The sequence below is a fragment of the Flagellimonas profundi genome, assembly GCF_017313275.1.
GTDB classification, from domain to species: Bacteria; Bacteroidota; Bacteroidia; order Flavobacteriales; family Flavobacteriaceae; genus Flagellimonas; species Flagellimonas profundi.
This window is the reverse complement of the sequence record NZ_JAFLNM010000001.1, coordinates 1698152-1719784: the sequence shown is the minus strand read 5'-3', so window position 1 is coordinate 1719784 and position 21633 is coordinate 1698152. Positions and strand designations below refer to the sequence as shown.

At 43.4% G+C, this 21633-nt stretch carries 11 protein-coding genes; 5 read left to right on the top strand and 6 right to left on the bottom strand.

All coding sequences use genetic code 11. The features are described 5' to 3' along the window. The first annotated feature begins 1 nt into the window (after position 1). Positions 2-1543 carry an acyl-CoA carboxylase subunit beta gene (locus J0654_RS07925; RefSeq protein ID WP_207027435.1) on the top strand — a complete coding sequence of 514 codons (1542 nt, stop codon included), beginning with the start codon at positions 2-4 and terminating at the stop codon, positions 1541-1543. Between the two features lie 144 nt (positions 1544-1687). Here the strand turns inward: J0654_RS07925 and J0654_RS07920 are convergent, their stop codons facing one another. After that, the gene (locus J0654_RS07920; RefSeq protein ID WP_207027433.1) at positions 1688-2749 is read right to left on the bottom strand and encodes a Gfo/Idh/MocA family protein; all 1062 of its coding nucleotides are present in this window, start codon (positions 2747-2749) and stop codon (positions 1688-1690) included. A 187-nt stretch (positions 2750-2936) separates the two neighbouring features. Here J0654_RS07920 and J0654_RS07915 point away from each other — a divergent pair, with 187 nt between their 5' ends. Next, positions 2937-4151, top strand: coding sequence for a multidrug effflux MFS transporter (locus J0654_RS07915; RefSeq protein ID WP_207027431.1), 1215 nt, complete (start codon positions 2937-2939; stop codon positions 4149-4151). On the opposite strand, the gene J0654_RS07910 is transcribed toward J0654_RS07915, so the two are convergent. The 4 genes from J0654_RS07910 to nagB form a co-directional block, all read right to left on the bottom strand. Beyond that, on the bottom strand, positions 4148-5236 hold the full coding sequence (locus J0654_RS07910; RefSeq protein WP_207027429.1) for an anhydro-N-acetylmuramic acid kinase: 1089 nt from the start codon (positions 5234-5236) through the stop codon (positions 4148-4150). The genes J0654_RS07915 and J0654_RS07910 overlap by 4 nt on opposite strands. A 43-nt stretch (positions 5237-5279) precedes the next feature. After that, positions 5280-6890 (bottom strand): glycoside hydrolase family 3 protein, encoded by a 1611-nt coding sequence (locus J0654_RS07905; RefSeq protein ID WP_237685907.1) that lies wholly within the window; start codon positions 6888-6890, stop codon positions 5280-5282. Then, positions 6859-8139, bottom strand: coding sequence for an MFS transporter (locus J0654_RS07900; protein WP_207027427.1), 1281 nt, complete (start codon positions 8137-8139; stop codon positions 6859-6861). The genes J0654_RS07905 and J0654_RS07900 overlap by 32 nt, the downstream gene beginning before the upstream one ends. Positions 8140-8329: 190 nt before the next feature. Next, positions 8330-10270 (bottom strand): glucosamine-6-phosphate deaminase, encoded by a 1941-nt coding sequence (gene nagB, locus J0654_RS07895; RefSeq protein WP_207027425.1) that lies wholly within the window; start codon positions 10268-10270, stop codon positions 8330-8332. A 184-nt stretch (positions 10271-10454) separates the two neighbouring features. Between nagB and J0654_RS07890 the strand changes: the two genes are divergently transcribed. Together J0654_RS07890 and murQ are read left to right on the top strand one after the other, a co-directional pair. After that, entirely contained in the window at positions 10455-11207 is a 753-nt protein-coding gene (locus J0654_RS07890; protein WP_207027423.1) for a DeoR/GlpR family DNA-binding transcription regulator, read from the top strand. 4 nt (positions 11208-11211) lie between these two features. Then, entirely contained in the window at positions 11212-12030 is an 819-nt protein-coding gene (murQ, locus tag J0654_RS07885) for an N-acetylmuramic acid 6-phosphate etherase (RefSeq protein WP_207027421.1), read from the top strand. Between the two features lie 9 nt (positions 12031-12039). Here murQ and J0654_RS07880 read toward each other — a convergent pair whose 3' ends face one another. After that, the gene (locus J0654_RS07880) at positions 12040-13158 is read right to left on the bottom strand and encodes a PQQ-dependent sugar dehydrogenase (protein ID WP_207027419.1); all 1119 of its coding nucleotides are present in this window, start codon (positions 13156-13158) and stop codon (positions 12040-12042) included. A gap of 156 nt (positions 13159-13314) precedes the next feature. On the opposite strand from J0654_RS07880, the gene J0654_RS07875 reads away from it, so the two are divergent. Further along, a complete protein-coding gene (locus tag J0654_RS07875; RefSeq protein WP_207027417.1) occupies positions 13315-21618 on the top strand; it encodes a T9SS type B sorting domain-containing protein in 8304 nt (2767 codons plus the stop codon). Positions 21619-21633: the final 15 nt, after the last annotated feature.

The following is a 21633-nucleotide window of genomic DNA, read 5'->3' as shown; positions in this document are numbered from 1 at the left end:
TATGGATCCCAAAATAAAAGCATTACAGGAAAAAATAGCGGAAGCCCATTTGGGTGGAGGCAAAAAACGTATTGAAAAACAGCATAAAAAGAAAAAATTAACGGCTCGTGAAAGAGTACTTTACTTTTTGGATGAAGGTTCTTTTGAAGAAATGGGCATATTGGTAACCCACCGTACCACGGATTTTGGTATGGAGAAAGAGATGTATTATGGCGATGGGGTGGTTACAGGTTATGGAACAGTGCACGGAAGGTTGGTGTACGTTTATGCCCAGGATTTTACTGTTTTCGGGGGAGCGTTATCCGAAACCCATGCCGAGAAAATCTGTAAGGTAATGGATTTGGCCATGAAAGTGGGCGCACCCGTAATCGGACTCAACGATTCTGGTGGGGCCCGTATTCAAGAAGGTGTAAAATCCTTGGGCGGATATGCCGATATTTTTTACCGTAACGTACAGGCTTCGGGGGTAATACCTCAAATTTCAGCCATTATGGGGCCATGTGCCGGTGGTGCGGTGTATTCACCAGCCATGACGGACTTCATCATTATGGTAGAGGAAACCAGTTATATGTTCGTTACCGGACCCAATGTGGTCAAAACGGTGACCAATGAGTCCGTGACTTCGGAAGAGTTGGGCGGGGCGAGTACCCATGCCGTTAAATCGGGGGTGGCACACAGAACATCGACCAACGATGCCGCATGTTTGAACGATATTCGGAATTTGTTGGACTATTTGCCTCAAAATAATAAGGAAACCACGCCATTGTTGCCATATGAACTAGGCGACGAAACCAGGGAGGAACTATCAGGAATAGTTCCTGACAACCCCAACAAACCCTACGATATGCACGATGTGATCAATGGTATTATTGATGGGGACTCGTTCTATGAAATCCATAAGGATTATGCAGAAAACATTATTACAGGATTTGCCCGGTTGGGTGGAAGAAGTATTGGAGTTATTGCCAATCAGCCTATGTTCTTGGCAGGGGTGTTGGATGTAAACAGCTCTACCAAAGCAGCACGTTTCACTCGTTTTTGTGATTCTTTCAACATTCCGTTATTGGTTTTGGTGGATGTACCAGGATTTTTACCCGGTACGGACCAGGAATGGAGCGGGATTATTATGCACGGGGCCAAATTGCTCTATGCCTTGAGTGAAGCCACGGTACCAAGAGTTACTGTTATTACCCGAAAAGCATATGGTGGTGCCTACGATGTAATGAACTCCAAGCACATTGGGGCCGACTTTAACTTTGCTTGGCCAAGTGCAGAAATTGCCGTAATGGGCGCAAAAGGTGCCAGTGAGATTATTTTTAGACGTGAGATTGCCGCTGCTGATGACCCAGAAGCCAAATTAAAGGAGAAGGAAACCGAATATGCGGATAAGTTTGCCAACCCATACCGAGCAGCCAAACGTGGTTTTATCGATGAGGTGATTCTGCCCAAAGATACACGGAGCAAATTATTGAAGACTTTTGCCATGTTGGAGAAAAAGGAGGTGCAGACCCCTTGGAAAAAGCATGGGAATATACCGTTGTAAGCCAAGAGTGAAGTTTGAAAGGTGAAGGGTAAAGGCTAAAGGGTAAAGATTTTATACGGATACACTAGTCTTTACTAAGACCTGACACCAAACATAGTGAAGTATTTTAAAATAGGTCTCGACTCCGCTCGACCTGACACTTTACTACAACATCACTGTCTTGCCCGTTTTTACGGATTCATCCGCGGCCAGTACTATTTTAAGACTATTTACGGCATCATTTAAATGGTGGGTAAGGTCCCGGTCGTTTACAATGGCATCCAACAGATATTCCTGTTCCAATAGGCAAAGCCCGTCGTGGTCTGGTTCGTCGGCCGTGCTTATAATTTCATCTTTTTTGGTAAAATGCCCATCTGGATCAAGTTCGCTGTGGTGTAATTTTAGGCTTCCTGTCTTGGAATGCCCCTCAATATCATCTGACGCTCCCTTGTCCTGGTCACTTATGGAAACACATCCTTTTGGTCCAATAACATCTTTAATGAAAAATGCGGTTTCACTCATCATAGGTCCCCAACCTGCTTCGTACCAGCCTACGGAACCATCCTCAAATCGCACCTGTAATTGTCCGTAATTGTACATTTCGGAATCTATCTCGTCCGATAAATGAGCGCCAATGGCAGAAACACTGATGGGTTTGGAACGTGTCATGGAACACATCACATCCACATAATGTACCCCGCAATCCACAATAGGGGACATAGAGTTCATTAACTGCTTATGGGTGTACCAGTGCTCCCCGGAACTTTGTTGGTTCAAGTTCATTCGCATTACCAAAGGTTTGCCCAAGGTTTGTGCCATCTCGGTAAATTTGGCCCACGTGGGATGTACCCTCAAAATATACCCGACGACCATTTTTTTGTTTTGTTTCTGTGATAGGTCCACTAAACCTTGAGCTTCTTCCACGGTAAGTGCCAAAGGCTTTTCCACAAAAACATGCGCATTGGCTTTCAAAGCCATCTTTACATAGTTAAAATGTGTATCGGGGTAGGTGTTGATGGAAACTACATCGGGTTGTGTGGTTTCTAGGGCTTCAGCATAATCCCCGAAGGTGGGTGCTCCATCCAATTCTTTGGAAAGCCGCTCGCGACTTTTTTCTCCTCGACTTACCAATCCTACGATTTCAAATCCGTCCAATTGATGATAGGCCCGTGCATGCGAAGTACCCATATTTCCACAACCGACTACCAATACTTTTAAGCTTTCCATTGATTATTCTGTTTGACCCTAAAGATAGGGTTATATTGAATTTTAACCCCATCGGAACAGTGATTTGTTTACGAAATCTGGATGTAAATCCCGCATAATCTTAAACTAAAACGTTGGATGTGTTGCCTTAACATTAAACCTTTCTTAAAAGCTTTACCGATCCAATGGGTATACCTAATTTTGCTGGATGCAAAAAATAAATCAAAAACCCAACTTTGAATTTGTGGCCATGATGGCCGCATTAATGTCCATTGTGGCATTGGCCATTGATGCCATTCTACCTGCAATTTCCAATATTGGAATGGCGATCAACAGCACTGACCCTACGGACAATCAATTGTTGGTTACCATGATTTTCTTGGGACTTGGCGTAGGGCAGTTGTTCTTTGGCCCTATATCGGACAGTTTTGGGAGAAAACCTGTGGTTTATTTCGGTTTCATCATCTTTTTGATAGCGAGTGTTATCTGTTTATATGCCCCATCCTTGGAAATTATGGTTGTTGGACGAATTTTACAAGGAATTGGACTTTCTGCACCTCGAACCATATCCATATCCATAATTAGAGATACCTATGAGGGGGATTATATGGCAAAAATAATGTCGTTTGTGGTAGCCTTCTTTATTCTAGTGCCGGTCGTGGCGCCTGCAATAGGAAAGTTAATTTTGGATGCTGCCGGGTGGAAGGCCATTTTTTATGTTCAAATGGTTTTTGTTCTTGCCGTTGCAATTTGGTTTTGGAAGCGACAAAAGGAAACCCTGCATCCAGAATATAAAATTCCGTTTACCAGACATGTATTTGTTGATGGGTTAAGGGAATTTGTAAAATATAGGGAGACAGTTGCATTTACCTTGACTTCTGGTTTGGTCACCGGAGCGTTTTTAGTGTATTTAAGTTCGGCCCAGCATATTTTTGAGGACCAATATGCACTTAAAGAAATGTTCCCTTATATATTTGCCGGTCTTGCGATTTCCATTGGGCTTTCCACTTTTTTGAACGGAACTTTGGTCATGCGTTTTGGAATGCGACGACTTTCTTTAATGGCTACGATAGTATTTTGCGTTGTTGCCCTGACATACTCCGTCTTGTTCCTGAACTCTCCAAATCCTAGTATTTACGTTTTGGTCGGATTCTTGTCCATTCAGTTTTTCTGTCTTGGTTTTATGTGGGGGAATTTCCGTTCGATCGCCATGGAACCTATAGGACATATTGCGGGAATCGGAGCGGCAATCAATGGTTTTGTGTCTACTTTGCTATCCATACCCATTGCTACTTTTATTGGAGAGTTTGTTAAGGATACGGTTTGGCCACTTTTCGCAGGTTTGGCCATTTGCGGTCTTTGTGCACTTGCTATTTTCTTATTGGTGAACAAACCAAAAAGAAAACGAGTTGTTACGACTTAACCCTCTTTTGGAAAAAACACTTCACCACTACAGGAATCTTTTATAGCGCCTGTAACCGATTTTAGGACGTTTGTTTTTCCCTCTAGGCGAAGAACCCCCATTAAAGCAAAAACCAGTGCTTCTTTATAGGCAATCAATGTTTTATCAGGGACAATAACCTCGAAAGCTGAACCCAGTTTATCTTGAAGCGTATCCATAAAAAACTTGTTCAGGGCACCACCACCAGTGGCAAGCAGGTTACTTTTGGAGTTTCCTTTGTTTTTATGTTTTTGTGCTGCTATTGCAATTTGCTCACAATTATGATGAATAAAAGTGTGCAACAAATCCTCGTTGGAGATTTTAGAGGCTTCAATTAATGGGATAATTTTGGAAGTAAACCATTCGTACCCTGTGGATTTAGGGTAGGGTAACCGATAGTATTCCAAATTGTTGAGTTGTTGGAGTAGTGAGGCGTCCAATATTCCCGATCGGGCGAGCTTTCCATCTTCATCATAAGCTAGTCCCATTTTATGTGTAATGTAGTTCAACGGCATATTTGCCAATCCAATATCATAAGCAATTCGCTCACCATCTTTTTCAAAAGAAATATTACTGATTCCCCCTAAATTCAGACAAAAATCATATTCATGGAACAACAATTTATCTCCAATGGGTACCAAAGGGGCGCCTTGTCCCTTTAGGGACACATCTTTACTTCTAAAGTCACATACTACCTGTTTGCCCGAGATGTTTGCCAAAAACTGCCCATCGCCCAATTGAAAGGTGACACCATCCTCAGGTCTATGGTGCGAGGTATGCCCGTGACTTGCAATAAAATCAACCTCTTCGCCAAGTTCATCAATAAATAACCTACACTGTTGCCCCAACCAAATTCCATAATCTTTGTGCAATTGTGCATGGTCTTCTTCAGAAAGATGGATTGCATTTTTGAGGTACTCCATCATATTGTCCGCATAGTCAATTTCTGCGGTTTCTTTGATGGAAAAATTCCATTTTCCATCTTTTTCCCAAATATGGCAATAGGCTATATCCAGTCCATCCAAAGAGGTTCCGGACATTAGCCCCAAAACTTTGTAAGTGCTCATACCCAATAATTTTAGAGACTTTTAAAAATAATAAATTATAGCTTTATGGTTGGAAGGTTTTTAGTTGAATCGGAAGTTTTCCTTTTGCTTTTGTTTTGCCGGAAAAGTGATCAAAGGCTACTTCTTGAAATTCAGCAAAATCTTGATAAGCCAATACCACATTGGATGATTCCTTTAATTGTAAGATGTCCAAAACGTATGGGTTTCCGAAAAGATAAATGAGCGTGTTTTTATCTTTGATCAATCTGTGAATGGAGCCCAATGTGCTCTTATCGATTCCAAATTGGTTTTTTGGTTTTATGGCAGGAGGGAAGAAGCTCAACACAATATTTTGATTGTTGGAAGCTAAGCCAGCGTCCAAATCCATGATTTCTACCCCTAATTGAGACGAAATCTGCTCCGAAAAACTATTTGTTTTGCCCAAGCTGGCCGAAACATTAAGAAAGTCGGAAGATTTTATTTTCGCTACTATTGATGCATCGCCATACAATTCCGTGATGCTTTGCGCTGCAATTTCACGGTTCAGTTTGCTAAGGGCATTGGGCTCAGGTTGGTTCAACTTTTTTTTGATGGAAAACACCTTTTGTTTCAAAGCCCAAACTCTTTCAAAACTCTCTTGAATCCGTTCTTTGGATGAATGGGTCAAAATCTTGTCCATTCCTTCTTTTACATGTTCACTAAAACAGAGCACATCCATTCCAGCATTAAAAGCAGCTTGCTCCAAATTACCTTTTTTGGGGAATTTCTTGGAAACCGCATGCATGTTGAGGGCATCCGAGATAACAACCCCGTTAAAACCCAACTTCCTTCTAAGTAGATCTGAAATAATCTTGGCAGAGGTAGTGGAGGGATTGTCTGCATCTAGCTGGGGTAGGAGTAAATGACCTACCATAACGGAGTCAACTCCGGATTCAATCAATTTTTTAAAAGGATAAAGCTCATTTTCCATAAGCTCTTCCATAGATTTATCGATAATGGGCAATCCCAAATGAGAATCCGTTGTAGTATCGCCATGACCTGGAAAATGTTTTATGGAATTCAGGGTGCCACTGTTCGTCATCCCGTTTAAGAATGCTTTGGCTTTTCCAAATACCCGCTCTCTATCATCCCCAAAGGAGCGATAACCGATTACCGGGTTTTCCGGATTGTTGTTGATGTCCACTACTGGTGCCAGATTCCATTGGATCCCTGCTCGCCTGCAATCGTCGCCGATAGCCTTGCCCACTTGTTGAATATGGTCATCCCCGTTGGTCAAGGCCCCAAGTGTAATGGCATAAGGGTACTGCGCTGTGTTTTCAATGCGCATGGCAAGCCCCCATTCTGCGTCAATTGCCACCAACAAGGGCACACTTGCTACTTTTTGGTAACGTTCGATAAGTTCGAGTAGACGATCATAGCTTTTTTCGTTGTGTACTATCTTTTTCTTTCCTTCAAAGTTGGTCGCCGCACTCGCCCTGCTATGAAAGAAACATATGGAGCCAACATGACATTCTTTAATGAGCTTCTCCATTTGCTGAACCTCTTCTTCGGTGTCGTTTATGAAAACTGCGGGCATAAAAAATTGACCTACTTTTTGCCTCAAGTCTAATGTTTCCTCTGGAAGGGTATATGGGATATCGCTATCAATCATTGGATTCTGTTGTTTTTTTACCATAGTCGGCTGGGTATTTTAAGTAGCGGAGCACTAAAAATGCGGGCAAGGCCGCTATTACTACCCAAATAAAGAAACCATCGTATCCAAGCCATTCCTGAATATAACCGCTCAGCATACCGGGCAGCATCATGCCCAAGGCCATAAACCCTGTTGCAATGGCATAATGTGATGTTTTGGAAGCTCCTTCAGCTACATAAATGAGATACATCATAAATGCGGCAAAGCCGAACCCATAACCAAACTGTTCAAGCACTACTGTGCCCACCACGGCATAAATACTCGTGGCTTGGGTAATGGCCAACAAAGCGTAAAGTGCATTGGGCAGATTTAGCGATAGCAGCATAGGCAGCATCCATTTTTTAAGGCCGTCCCTGGAGATCAAGATACCGCCCAATATTCCTCCAAGCGATAACATGATTACCCCTACCGTTCCATAAATGGTGCCTACAGCTTCGGTGGAATAGGCCAACCCACCCACTTCCAGCGTGTCCAGAAGAAAAGGAGAGGCCATTTTTACCAATTGGGACTCTCCCAACCTGTAGGTAAGGATAAAAAGCAAGGCAACTCCAATCTGATGTTTTCTAAAAAATGAGGCGAACACTTCAAAAAATCCTGCTGGTTTTTCAGCTGATTTTGGGTTTGATTCTTCAAACTTTGGTGCGGTGAAAAAGTTGGAAATGGTTAAGGCAATCATTAGAACTGCTGCGCTTATCATGGTTATGGACCATGCCTTTGTGTTGTCTCCGTATCGATTTTCCAAAAAACCGGCAAAAATCACCAAAAGCCCTTGCCCTGTTACCATCGCCAGTCGATAAAAGGTACTACGCAGGCCTATAAAAAAAGATTGTTTTTTCTGGGTAAGGCCTATCATGTAATAACCATCCGAGGCAATGTCGTTAGTGGCAGAAGCAAAAGCCGCCATCCAAAAGAAGGCCAGCGTGATGATGAAGAACGAATTGGACGGCAAAAAGAGCCCAATGCCCAAAAAAGCAACGGAAATCAATAGTTGCATGCTCAAAAACCATTTTCTCTTGGTGCCTTTCAGGTCTATAATAGGGCTCCACAAAGGTTTTATCACCCACGGTAGATAAAGCCAGCTGGTATAAAGTCCTATTTCTGCGTTACCAATGCCCAACCGTTTGTACATGATTACGGAAACCGTTACCACAAGAATATATGGAATGCCTTGGGTAAAGTATAAAAAGGGAATCCATAGCCAAGCGTTTTTGTCTTTTGGAGCTACGTTCATTAGGGTTGGTTTAAAAGGTTGTGCAAATACTTTTTAAGGTGTGGTCAGGTTCTAAAAGGTGATACATAAAAAATGGAAGTCATGAGAAAATCGATTCATTTAAGCGTAAAAAAGGCCTACTTATACATTAAATGTAGGCCTTTTTGCTAGATTAAATTAAACAACTAACAACTTAAAATGAAATATTTTGCTATTCGAAATGGTATCTTACAAAGCCTTCCATTGCCTCGTATTCCGCCATTCCAAGCTGATTGTATCTGTTTGCGGTATCCTTATTTCTTTGTTCGGCACGTTGCCAGAATTCCCTTTTATCGTTTCCTGGGAACATTGCACTGTCCTTTTGGGACTGGTGTTTAAATATGGCATTGATTTTTCTTGCCATATCCTTTGGTCCGATCGGTACGGCCATTTCCATATCTGCAATATCCCATTCCTGCCATGCTCCTCGGTATAACCATACATAACAATTTCGAATCCAATCGGAACCTTCGTCAAGTAAGCGTTGAATTGCCTTAAAGATTACATCCAAGCAGACTCTGTGGGTTCCATGTGGGTCTGACAGGTCTCCTGCAGCAAAAATTTGATGGGGTTTTAGTTTATTTAAAAGGTCATACGTTATTTGCACGTCTTCCTCGGAAAGCGGTTTTTTTCTCACAGCCCCGGTTTCGTAGAAGGGTAAATTCTGGAAATGGGCGTTCTCTTCTGGAACTCCACAGTACCTGCAGGCGGCCAAGGCTTCACCTTTACGGATAAGCCCCTTGAAATTCTGTACTTCTGGGCTGTCCAACTCTCCAGGCTTTTTACTTGCCAGGAACTTGCGCACTTCCTTGAATTTCTTTTGAAGCTCTTTATTGTCTTTTTGGACATCTGTAGCAAAATCCAGAAAACGTATTACTTCATCATCAAATACGGCAATATTTCCAGAGGTTTGATATGCTACATGAACATTATGCCCTTGATCGACCAATCGGAGCAATGTACCTCCCATGGAAATCACATCATCATCGGGGTGCGGGCTAAAGATCAAAGATGTTTTTGGATGAGGTTGGGCTCTTTCGGGTCTTTGGCTATCATCTGCATTTGGTTTGCCCCCTGGCCAACCAGTAATGGTTCGTTGCAGTTGGTTGAAAACCGATAGGTTGATTTGCTCTGCGGAACCCACTTCGGCGATGAGACTGCCCATGCCGTGTTCGTTATAATCTTCGTTTGTGAGTTTTAGTATCGCCTTATCCAGTTTTTCTGACAACCAAATTGAGGCAGTCTTAATGAGTTTTTCATCCCAGTCGCATTCGGTGACCAGCCATGGGGTTTTAATCCTGGTTAGGAATGAAGACGCAGCTCCGTCAAGTACAAAATCACAATTTTTATGGTGTTGCAAAAAAGTTGCTGGTACCGATTCCTTTATCTTACCTTCCACGGCTTGCTGTACAATTGGAGCTTTTCCTTCGCCCCAAGCCATAATTATGATTCTTTTTGACTCCATAATGGTACCGACCCCCATTGTAATGGCTCTTCTCGGAACGTTTTCTTCTCCAAAGAAATCACTGGCGGCATCAAGGCGGGTTACACGGTCCAAACGAACCAAACGGGTTTTGCTATGTAGGGATGATCCCGGTTCGTTAAACCCGATATGACCAGTTCTCCCGATTCCGAGAACTTGTATGTCGATACCTCCAACATTTTGAATTTTCTCTTCATAATCCAGGCAATACTTTCTGATTTCCTCTTTGGATAAACTGCCATCTGGAATATGAACATTGTGAGGGTCAATATCAATATGATCAAACAGATGTTCATTCATAAAGCGAACATAACTATGGATGGAATCTGGTGACATTGGAAAATATTCATCCAAATTGAAAGTGACTACATTTTTAAAGCTAAGCCCATTCTCTTTGTGGAATTGGACCAAGTAGTCATAAACTTTGGTTGGAGTTGACCCTGTGGCCAATCCAAGAACGGCTTTTTGGCCCTGCTCTTGTTTTTGCTTGATAAGACTGGCTATTTCATTGGCCACATACCAAGATGCGTTTTGTGAATCCTCGTAAATATGAGTGTTGATTTTTTCAAATTTCAAGGTTTCGGTGTCGAGAGGCTCTCTTTTTAAAGGATTTTCAGCTAAATCTTGCATGTTTTTGTCAGGTTTAACAAATTTTACAGGGCAAATATAATCAAAAAAAGCATAAAAATGCAAAATATTGCAATATATTTGCATTAGTTTGCAAGTTTTAAAGGGAATTGACATTGCATTAATGCCCAACAGTTTTTTTGTGCAATTGTTTTCTACATTTGAACCTGGAAGAAAAAGATGTTAAATGTTAAAAGAAGAAAGACAACATTCCATTTTAAATGAAGTAGAGTTGCACAACAGGGTGCTCTTGACAGACTTGGCGGAAAAGCTTAATGTTTCAATAGATACCGTACGGAGGGACGTTAAGGAGTTGGATGACGAAAATCTACTGATCAAAGTACACGGAGGAGCCGTTTCTTTAGGTTTTGCGAACCATAGTCCCCAAAGGAACAACAATGTGTATGCCCTGGACAAAAAAATGGCCATAGCCAAGAAAGCCGTAACTCTTTTAAGGAATAACAGTGTCATATTAATAGATGGAGGTACCACATGCTTGGAACTAGCTAAATTATTGCCTCCAAACCTCAAGCTTACTTGTTTTACGCTGAGTTTGCCCGTAGCAATGGAGTTGTTGCGCAAACCTAATGTCGAAACCATTTTTATAGGAGGTACGCTATCAAAGGACTCTCAGATAGCCATGGGGCCGAGCACAATAAACGCTTTATCGGAGATCAAGGTGGATTATAGCTTTATTGGAACGGGCTATGTGGATACCGAATTTGGATTGACGGAATTTGATTGGGATGTGGTTCAAACAAAAAAGGCGGTTATCAATGCTTCAAAGAAAACGGTACTTTTATGTATTTCAGAGAAGTTGAATTCCCAACATCGTTTTAAAACTTGTCATTTAAATGTGATCAATACTATGGTCACAGAACTGGAACCATGGGACACTAAGCTTGATGCATTTAAAAATTTGAACATACAAATATTATAAAGTAGTGGCGGAAAAGCACATCAAGATTACTGAGGAACCATCCAATTATAATCGTTTGGATGAAATGGATAGTTTGGAGATTGTTTCCAATATCAATAATGAGGACAAAAAGATCGCAGACGCTGTGGAGTTGGTCTTGCCCCAAGTGGCCCAAGTAGTGGATGAAACGGCCAGGCGATTTGAAAATGGGGGGAGGCTCTTTTATATCGGAGCGGGCACGAGCGGAAGATTGGGTATTCTGGACGCCTCCGAAATACCACCCACTTTTGGAATGCCCCATGACAGGGTGATTGGATTGATTGCCGGGGGAGATCAAGCTATTAGAAAGGCGGTTGAGTTTGCCGAAGATGATACAGAACAAGCATGGAAAGATCTTTTGGAATACAACATTAACGATAATGATGTTTTGGTCGGAATTGCTGCCTCGGGTACAACGCCCTACGTCTTAGGGGGTATTGCCGATGCAAAGAAGAATGGTGTTTTAACGGTCGGGATTACCAATAATCCCGGTTCTCCTTTGGCGCAATCTGCTGATATTCCAATTGAAGTGAACGTGGGACCGGAGTTTTTAACGGGAAGTACCCGGATGAAAAGCGGGACCAGTCAAAAATTGGTGCTCAACATGATTTCGACAGCATTGATGATTCGCGTGGGCCGGGTAAAGGGAAATAAAATGGTAAACATGCAACTGAGCAATACCAAATTAGTGGACAGAGGAACCCGATATATCATGGAGGAGCTTGGTCTCGGTTACGAGGAGGCTGAAAAAGTACTGAAAAAGTACGGCTCCGTTAAAAAGGCTATTGATGCCCTTAAACAATAATTGGTTGACTTATTTTGGAACAAGTCGGTAAAGCCCTTTCCCCTCAACACTTATATAAATATAACCATCAGGCGCTTGGCGGACATTTCGTAACCTCCCCATGCCATCCAATAGTTTCTCGCGATAAACGACCTTGTTGTCCTTGAGCTCCAAACGTTCCAAATATTGAAAAGCTAGCGAACCGACCAATAAATTGCCTTTCCATTTAGGGTATTTGTCCGAAGTAACAAATGTCATCCCAGATGGCGCAATCGATGGTGTCCATTGGTAAAGGGGTTGTTCCATGCCGGGCCTGGAGGTTTCATCTGTTATTTCGGTGCCACTGTAATTAATTCCGTAAGTAATTATGGGCCAGCCGTAGTTTTTACCTTTTTGTATAATGTTGATTTCATCTCCGCCTCGTGGCCCATGCTCATGTTCCCATAAAACACCGGTTGTTGGATGCAATGTGAGCCCCTGTGGATTACGGTGTCCATAGCTCCATATCGCTTTTTTGGCACCTGGCTCGTTAACAAACGGATTGTCGCTCGGGATGCTACCGTCATCATGAAGCCGATATATTTTTCCGCCATCCCTCGAAATATCTTGAGGGTTTACATCCCTATTGCCTCTTTCACCAATGGAAAAGAACAGGTATCCGTCTCTGTCAAATTCTATTCTTGATCCAAAATGTTGTCCGCGGGTGGAGTTGGGGGTCGCTTTGTAGAGCACTTCATTGCCCACAAGTTTGTTGCCGGATAATTTGGCCCTCATTATTGCAGTATTACCTCCCTTGCCCTCTCCTTCTTCAGAAGCGAAGGAGAAATATATCCATCCATTTTTATCATAATCAGGATGTAACTCAATATCCATTAAACCACCTTGGCCTCGATTGTATATTTTAGGGGCATTTTCTACTTCAATAGTATTTCCGGATTCGTTAAGTAGCAGTCTACCAGACTTTTCGGAGATCAAAATTGCGTTATTTGGTAAGAAAACCATGCCCCAGGCATTTTGAACATTGCCAACCACCAATTCCGCAGTAAAATCAAGGGTTTCGGGAGTATTTATCTCGTTGTCTGTGTTTTGAGCGCAGGATGTACTGAGCAGTACAACGAAAAAATATGGTAATAAGAGACTATTTCGCATAATTTTACGTTGAAATAACATGTTTTATAGATGAACGGTAACTTTTTGGTTATCGGGTATAATGAATATAATGAGAATTTTATAAGAACAAAAAATTACTATTAAGAATATTAAGGTCCCAAATCTGACATATTCTTCCAATCAAGACTTAACCCTATGCTCCCACAAAAAACAAGGCATTTGCTATATGTCGTGTTGTTGGTGTTCATATCAATCTTCGGTTCCACGGTATTGGCAAAAACTCATGTTACCCGGAATTTGACCCACAAGGTCTCCAATAAAACAGAGTCCGATACCCAGAAGGATTTTTCTGATACGGCTATTAAGGAAGTATCGGTTGAAGAAAATGAAGCCTTTACATCAACGGCTATGTTTGCAACCATCATAAACGGTGCGAATGAAGAAGTGGTGTGTTCCAACGATGGGAGTACCTTGGCAAAATTCTTTTTGTGCGGTACCAGTGATGTTAGAACTCTAACCTTAAGTCAGTCCGGAAGTTCTTATCAATGGCAGCAGCTCGACCCAAACAGTTGTGCACCTACAGTAGTGGATGATTGTCCTACCATTAACAATGCCTGTACATGGAATACCGTTGGAACTGATGCTACTTTTGATTTGTCCACAGCAGGAGAGTTCAGGGTCCGTGTAAATTCAGGTCAGTACTATTATTTTAAGTCCACGCTTAATCCGTTGAACCCCCAACTGATCAAAGAGGATATTATTTGTGGCAATCCTGGTAGGGTGGAAGTAACCAATGTTCCCGCTGGTTATGAATACAGTTTGAACAGCGCTGCAGGTCCTTATCAAGATGACCCATTTTTCGATATTACCGCTCCAAGCGACTATCGCGTTTATGTAAGATTGAAAAATGTTTCAGAGTCTGCCTGTGTATTTCCATCTAATTTGGTGACAGTGGATGATTTGGACATCACCGTAGATGTTACGGCGAACGATATTTTATGTAGTGGTGAACTGGGAAGTATTGATGTTGCCGTATCGGGTGTCCCGGGCTTTTATACCTACCGATTGGTGAAGAATGGTATTACGGTAGATACTTTTGGTCCCAACGGATCGGATAATTACACTTTTGCCAATGTAAGTCCGGGAACCTATAATATTCGAGTGGAAACCAATACTTGTTCCGAGACCATAACCACTGATATGGATGGCGACCCTATTGTGATCGGGGGAGGGATAAGCCCATTGGCCGTTTCGGCAACGGCGTCCGATAGTTTTGGTTGTGGAGCCTCATCTGTGGATGTAAATGTCACCACAAGTGGTGGCACTGCACCTTATCGATTTAGTGTCGATGGAGGTTCATTTGGTTCAACGTACTCAGGTACGTCCACTTTTACCGTTTCAACGGCAGGAACCTATAACATCTTGGTCGAGGATGCCAATGGCTGCCAAAGAACTGCAGCGGTAGATGTTGAAAATATACCACCGCCGCTCTTCAACTTTACCGAAGAAGACGCCAATTGTGGTGGTGCCAACGATGGTAGGATCACAGTAAACGTGACCAATGGATATGGTTACGAAATACAATATAGCGTCGATAACGGAGCAACTTTCCAAATCAGCAACACCTTCTCTAATTTGGCCCCGGGCAACTACGATGTGGTATTGCTTTACGAGCAGGATTCTTTTACCTGTATGACCACTCCGCAAGCTGCGACCATAGGTACACCATCTACAATTACGGCTACCGCAACACCCGATAGTGCCCCGACCTGTGTGGACGAAAACGGAGGACAAATCACGATATCTGGAGTTTCAGGTGGAACGGCGCCTTATGAGTATAGTATGGGAGCTGGCTTTAGCAGTAATCCCGTATTTCCAAGCCTTGGGGTCGGAACCTACACCCCAATGATCCGTGATGCGAACGGGTGTGTACAAGCACTTCCGGATATCGTTTTCAATAGCTTGAATAAACCAACAGATTTGGATTTTACCATTTCCAGTTTGGATTGCATTACGACCACGGCATCTTTGGATTTGAGTGTAACCGGTGGTTCGGGAACATACACCTATGAAATTATTGCCCCGGCGGGTAGCGTTGTGAACAATGGAAACAACAGCACGTTCACAGGTTTGGGATTGGGAACCTATACCTTCAGGGTAACCGATGATGAAGGTTGTTCCTATGATGAAAACTATGCCATCACAGATATCAGCTCGATTGGAGTTCAAGGTCAGCAGACCCGTGTGGTAACCTGTGTGGGTGATGCTGATGGTGAAGGTCGATTTTTGGTGGATGGATTCAACTCCACCTACAGCTATAGCATTGATGGTGGACCTGTTTCAACGGGACAAAACAGTAATATTGTTCCATTAACAGGATTGGCAGCCGGAAGCTACGTGATTTCCGTAACCGATGAAGAAACCAATTGTACCGATACAGCCACATTGGTCATTGAGGAGCCATCGACTGCTTTCACCATTTCCAGTTTGGATGTAACAGCAATGAGTTGCCAAAATGGTAATACAGGGGCTGTACGCATCAATACCATAGGTGGATGGGGCGGTAATAGATATACCTTGACCCAGCCAGATGGTTCCACTAGGGGACCTAAAAATGGAAGTACGTTCTCCAATCTTTCACAAGACGGGCCTTATCAAGTTAGTGTCACCGATGCCAACGGATGCACTGTAACGGATAGCTTTACGTTGACCCGTTTGGACGCCCCTACCTTGACCCTGGATGCAGGAGCATCAGACTTTTGTTACGACAACTTTACGGCTGCTACACTTGCGGTGAATGCTTCTGGTGGTTTGGCCCCATATCAATACCGCATCAACGGGGGAGCTTTGGGTGCCGGTACTAGTTTTAGTGGTTTAACACCTGGAACCTATACCATTGAGGTGATAGATGCCAACGATTGTAGGGATACCGTAACCGCAACCATAGAGCCACAAGTGATAGCCAACGCTACCACTATACAAGAGTTGGATTGTGCAGGACCTCCCGGTCAGATTCAGGTGAACATTAGCAATGGCTATACATCATCAGGCGATTATGATATTTATGAAGTAAGTATCAATGGCGCACCATATACTTCGAATAACAATAACATTTCAGGGAACTCCTTTGTGTACAGTATTCCCAATGATGGCTCCATCATTTCCGATACCACATTCCAGTTTATGATTACCGATGCAAGAGGCTGTACCACGGAAACCAATACAGTGACCATTTCTCCGCCGGAGACCATTGCAGGTACCGCTGTTGCAACAGATACTCAATGTGGGGACGATTCCAGTGGTGTAGTAGAGCTCATCCCTGACACCACGCAAGGTGTTCCTCCTTATGAATTCAGTAATGACAATGGAGCAACTTTTAGCCCACAAAATATATTCTCAGGATATGGAGCAGGAACACATGGCGGTTTTATTATTCGTGACAGTAGGGGGTGTGTGAGTCCTGCCTACTCCGTAACCATTGGCTCCAGCGACCCTTTGGATGCCACGGCAACACCAACGGATGCCGTTTGTTCCATAGGATCGGTAAATGGCTCCATATCCGCTACAATAAACAATGGGGTTGCCCCCTTCGATTATGTTTTGGTCGATGAATTTGGAGGTATGGTAGCTTCATCAACCGGAACAGCAAGCACAACAGTAACCTTTCCAAATTTACCATTGGGCAACTATACCGTTATTACAACCGATGCACAAGGTTGTGAGGATAGAGATCAAGTAGTTATCGATCAAAATCAATTGGATTTGATTCCATTGGATCCAGACCCTGCAGTTTGCTCTGATACCTCGTTTCCATATCGAGTACAAGCAACGGGGGGATTGGCACCTTATGAATTTAGATTGGTGGGAGAGCCAACTTTTAACCCTGCTACTTCAGGAGGGAATACCTACGATTTTACTGGTCAAGTGGTACCTGGCGTAACCTATTTTGTTGAAGTAAGGGATGCAAATGGCTGTACCTATATTGAAGAAATAGACCCTATCGGTCCAAGTAACCCGGTTTCCGTCTCCGCAACATCTTTGGCGGCTTCCTGTAATGTAGCCGGAAGTGGTTCCATAGATTACGAAGTTTCCGGAATTTCAGCACCGGGGGATTTCACCATTACGGTTCAGAACACCGATACAGGGGCAATGGTCTCCACACAATCATTCACTGGGGAGGCTATGCCATATACGGGTACAATTACTGGGTTGGCACCAGGAAATTATCAACTAATTGTAAGGGACGATACAAATGGATGTAGTGGAAGTACGCTCGCTTTTATCGATATCAGTTCAGTGTCCATTTCCATTGATAATTTTGTAGAAGCTACCTGTAATGTAGGCGCTTTAGTTACTGTCCGAGGTTTTGGAAGTGCAGCACCCTACAACTATGCTTATGTACCTTCTGGAGACCCGGCGCCAACTTCTTTTGTTTCCGAGACAACTTTTGAGATTCCAGGACCTTACCCAGCGGATTACGATTTTTATGTTCAGGATGCCAATGGATGCACGGCCTATACTACTTTGACTGTTACACAAGAAGCTGGGGTTCCCGATCCGGTTATCGACGTAGTGAACCAATGTACGGCAACGAGTGGATATCAAATTGATATGGTATCGCCACTTTCAACTGGCTCGGGACTGCCCGATGAGACTTACCAATACGATATTGGAAGCGGTTTTCAAACCGGAACAACCTTCATAGTACCCAATCCTGGAAGTTATGTAATAACGGTAAGGGATGGCAACGGATGTACCAACACCGTAACAGCCAACGTCTTTGACTTCTTTGCCATTTCGGCTGATGCAACATCATACCCAACCTGTAATGCTGGCGACGGTGAAATTACCGTAAATACTACCGGAGGTAGTGGTAATTTTGAATATCAGCTTAGGGATGCAGGCACTTTGGCCAATATAGGATCCCCGCAGAGTTCCAATGTTTTTACAGGTGTTGCCCCAGGTGATTATAATATTTTGGTTACCGATCTGGACTCCAACACGGCACCTTTATGTTCAGATGAAGCCATTGTGAATGTTTCCACGGTAAATTCACCCGTAATTACGGCCACACCAAGTAGCGATGTAACCTGTTTTGGATCTGATGATGGTACCATATCGGTGGAATTACAACCAGGGACAGATACGGACACGCCTATAAACTATGTTTTGTATCAAGGTGCAACAGCTACAATTATAGCGGGACCACAAGGTTCTCCGGTATTCGATGACCTTCAACCAGGTACATATCAAGTAGAGGCCGTATCCGATAGAGGGTGTACGGACCGGTCCGGAAATATTATCATAGACGAGCCAACACAATTGATGATGAATGCAGTTAATACGGATTTTAGTTGTAATCCATCGAGCAATCAATTTAGCACAGCTACCATCACGATTTATACCGATGACAATGGCGATGGTACGGGAATACCTACCGGTTCGGGATCGTATACCTATAGCATGAACGATGGCACTCCTCAGTTTGATGGTACCAATTTCCAGACAAGTAACACTTTCGAAGTAATCGACAATGGTACGGATCAAACGATAATTTTGACAGCAAGGGACCAAAACGGTTGCGAACAGACTGCAACCGTAACCATCAATACACCTACGGACATAACCTTTAGCTACAATGTGAATCAAATTACATGTAGTACTACAGGAAGTGGTGTTAATCCAGGTTCCATTGATATTATCGTAAATGAAGGACCGGGAAATTACGAAGTCGAAATTCTTCCATTGGGCTCGGAACCTGCCCGAAGTTCAGGTGGCACTGACCGAGTAACCTGGGATATTACTACACCTGGGGATTACATTTTTGCCGTAACCGATGTTGGCAGTGGCGGTTGTACCTATTTGACCACCACCATCAATATGCCGGAGTACAATAATATAGAAGCTGTTATTACCGAGGTGGAACCTGTGACCTGTTTCAACGGTTCCGATGGAGTCATCAGTTTGGATATTACAAATTATAGCGGCGCATACAACTACGAGGTGTTCTCTAGGGACAATGCCGGGGTCGAAACATCTACTGGGGTAACAGGTAGTTTTGATACCAACGCACCGATAAATTCTCCGGAAATTATTGAAAATGTACCAGCCGGTAATTTGGTGGTACGGATTGAAGCTTTGGATGCTCCGTATTGCGATGCAGTGAGTAACGTAACCACGGTGCGCTCTCCCGATAGGCCATTGACCGTGGATGCGGTGCAAACATCACCGGTAACATGCAATGTGCCCGGATTCGGTGAGATTACAGCTTCGGGTGATGGAGGATGGGGAACCTATGAGTACCAATTGGTAGCTTCGGATGGTACGGTATTGGTGGATTACCCTAATACCAATCCTGTTTTTGATAACCTTTCGACCGATACGTATTCTGTTAATGTAAGGGATTGGAGGGGTTGCGAATCCACTACCACTGTCGATTTGCCATTGCCAACACCAATTTCAGCGGATATTCAGGTGGTGAGTCCATTGGCCTGTAATAATGACAACGATGCCATTATTGAAGCATACAACGTGGCTGGCGGACAAGGTCCTGGAAACTATCTGTATCAATTGAACAGAATTACGGACGGTACTAATAGCGGTCTTCAAACAACCACAACCTTTGCTAATTTATCCGCAGGAGAATATACCATCACCATTTTTGATGGATGGAACTGTAGTTTCACCACAGTCCCTATTGTAGTCCAAGACCCAGAGATTGTTGTTGCTGAACTGGTGGAGCTTCAGCCTCCAGGATGTGGGGACTTGGGAAGAATGGAGCTTACTGTGACCAACCCGGAACCAGGAGTGGATTATTTCTACCGAAGAGCTGGAACCACCGACCCGTTTATACCTTTTGGAGCTGGTATGACGAGTGTGGAAATTGCCGCGGACATTACCTTAGATCCCGGACCCTTTCAATATGATGTACAGAATTCCAATGGATGTCCGTTCGAGAAATCAAATCAGATTTCACTGGACCCAGCAGCCCCTTTGGTCATTGCATTGGATTTGACCAACGCGACCATCAATTGTGCGGGCGAGGCAACGGGAATTATCCGTTCCGAGGCATTCGGAGGCATTGGAAACTATGTCTACACCTTGGTGAATTCCAATACTGTGCCACCAACGGCAGCATCAATAGTGCGTCCTGCCCAAAACTCTGGAATTTTTAGGGAATTGAATCCTGGCACCTATTATGTTTATGCGCAGAGTGGTGGCTGTGAGGCTATTTCCGACCCCATTGTTATTGAACCAAAAGATCCATTGGTGTTGGACTATTTGGAAGCAGTTCCTGTGGTTTGTGCTGGCGACATGAACGGACAGATCATTATAGAGGCCAGTGGAGGTACCGGTCAAATAAGGTATTCCATTTCCGATACGTTGAGCGAGTTTTTTGAAGGTGATGACCCTGACAACCCCAACAGAAAAACCTTTACAGATTTGGCACCGAGAACCTACGATATCATTATCCAAGATGATTTGGGATGTACCATCACCAGAACAGTGGAGATTACCCAACCCATGGAGTTGGTTGCAGGAGTTGCGGAAACTACCCCTGAAACCTGTATGGGCGATGGGGATGGAACAATGACCCTCGAGGTTACGGGAGGAACGGCACCATACTATACTAGTGTCAACTCAGCGGACGATGCCGATTTTGTGCAAAACGATGATTTGTTCTTTGACAACCTTCAAGGAGGTGAAAGTTATATTGTGTTCGTTCGTGATGCCAATGGCTGTCAGACCAATATAATCGCTGACATCGGCGTGGGAGTGGATATTGCTGCAGAACCTATTGTGGAATATGGTTGTGAAGGCATTTTCCCCAATAGTACGGTCACCATTAATATAGAAGATAGTTCCCAATTATCCGATTTGTTGTTCTCCCTGGATGTGGACGATGTGATGATGGCGACCGAACAACGTACCTTCGGGGATTTGCCTGCAGGGGAGCATACCGTCTTTATTTACCATTCCAACGGTTGTGTCACTTTTGTGGAATTTGAAGTTGACGCTTACGAACCATTGACCTTGGAAGCAACCAAAACAGGCCCCGGGGAGGTTACGGCAGTTGCATCCGGTGGATTCGGTGGTTATGAATATTTCTTCCAAGGTGAATCCTATGGTGAAGTCAATACTTTTAGCATCACACAGGATTCCAACATCAATATCATGGTACGCGACCAAAACGGTTGTGAGGCAACTTTGGTAATGCCGTTCAATTTTGAGGGAATGCCCGAAATGCCAAACTTTTTTACACCGGATGGCGATAACCTTAACGATTACTGGTATCCTGAAAACCGCGAATACTTCCCTTTTATAGATGTAATTATTTACGATAGGTACGGTAGGGTAGTGGCTCGTTTGGACCAAGTGAAAAAATGGGATGGCACCTATGAAGGTAAACCTTTGCCAACCGGAGACTATTGGTACGTAGTAAATGCAAACGATAACGAAAAACAGCAGTTTGTAGGTCATTTTACTTTGTATAGATAGTAAATCAACACAAAC

What these genes read in the sequence shown, in the direction of transcription:
- J0654_RS07925 (WP_207027435.1), top strand. Translation starts at nt 2, where the DNA reads ATGGATCCCAAAATAAAAGCATTACAGGAAAAAATAGCGGAAGCCCAT.
- J0654_RS07920 (WP_207027433.1), bottom strand. Translation starts at nt 2,749, where the DNA reads ATGGAAAGCTTAAAAGTATTGGTAGTCGGTTGTGGAAATATGGGTACT.
- J0654_RS07915 (WP_207027431.1), top strand. Translation starts at nt 2,937, where the DNA reads ATGCAAAAAATAAATCAAAAACCCAACTTTGAATTTGTGGCCATGATG.
- J0654_RS07910 (WP_207027429.1), bottom strand. Translation starts at nt 5,236, where the DNA reads ATGAGCACTTACAAAGTTTTGGGGCTAATGTCCGGAACCTCTTTGGAT.
- J0654_RS07905 (WP_237685907.1), bottom strand. Translation starts at nt 6,890, where the DNA reads ATGGTAAAAAAACAACAGAATCCAATGATTGATAGCGATATCCCATAT.
- J0654_RS07900 (WP_207027427.1), bottom strand. Translation starts at nt 8,139, where the DNA reads ATGAACGTAGCTCCAAAAGACAAAAACGCTTGGCTATGGATTCCCTTT.
- nagB (WP_207027425.1), bottom strand. Translation starts at nt 10,270, where the DNA reads ATGCAAGATTTAGCTGAAAATCCTTTAAAAAGAGAGCCTCTCGACACC.
- J0654_RS07890 (WP_207027423.1), top strand. Translation starts at nt 10,455, where the DNA reads ATGTTAAAAGAAGAAAGACAACATTCCATTTTAAATGAAGTAGAGTTG.
- J0654_RS07880 (WP_207027419.1), bottom strand. Translation starts at nt 13,158, where the DNA reads ATGCGAAATAGTCTCTTATTACCATATTTTTTCGTTGTACTGCTCAGT.
- J0654_RS07875 (WP_207027417.1), top strand. Translation starts at nt 13,315, where the DNA reads ATGCTCCCACAAAAAACAAGGCATTTGCTATATGTCGTGTTGTTGGTG.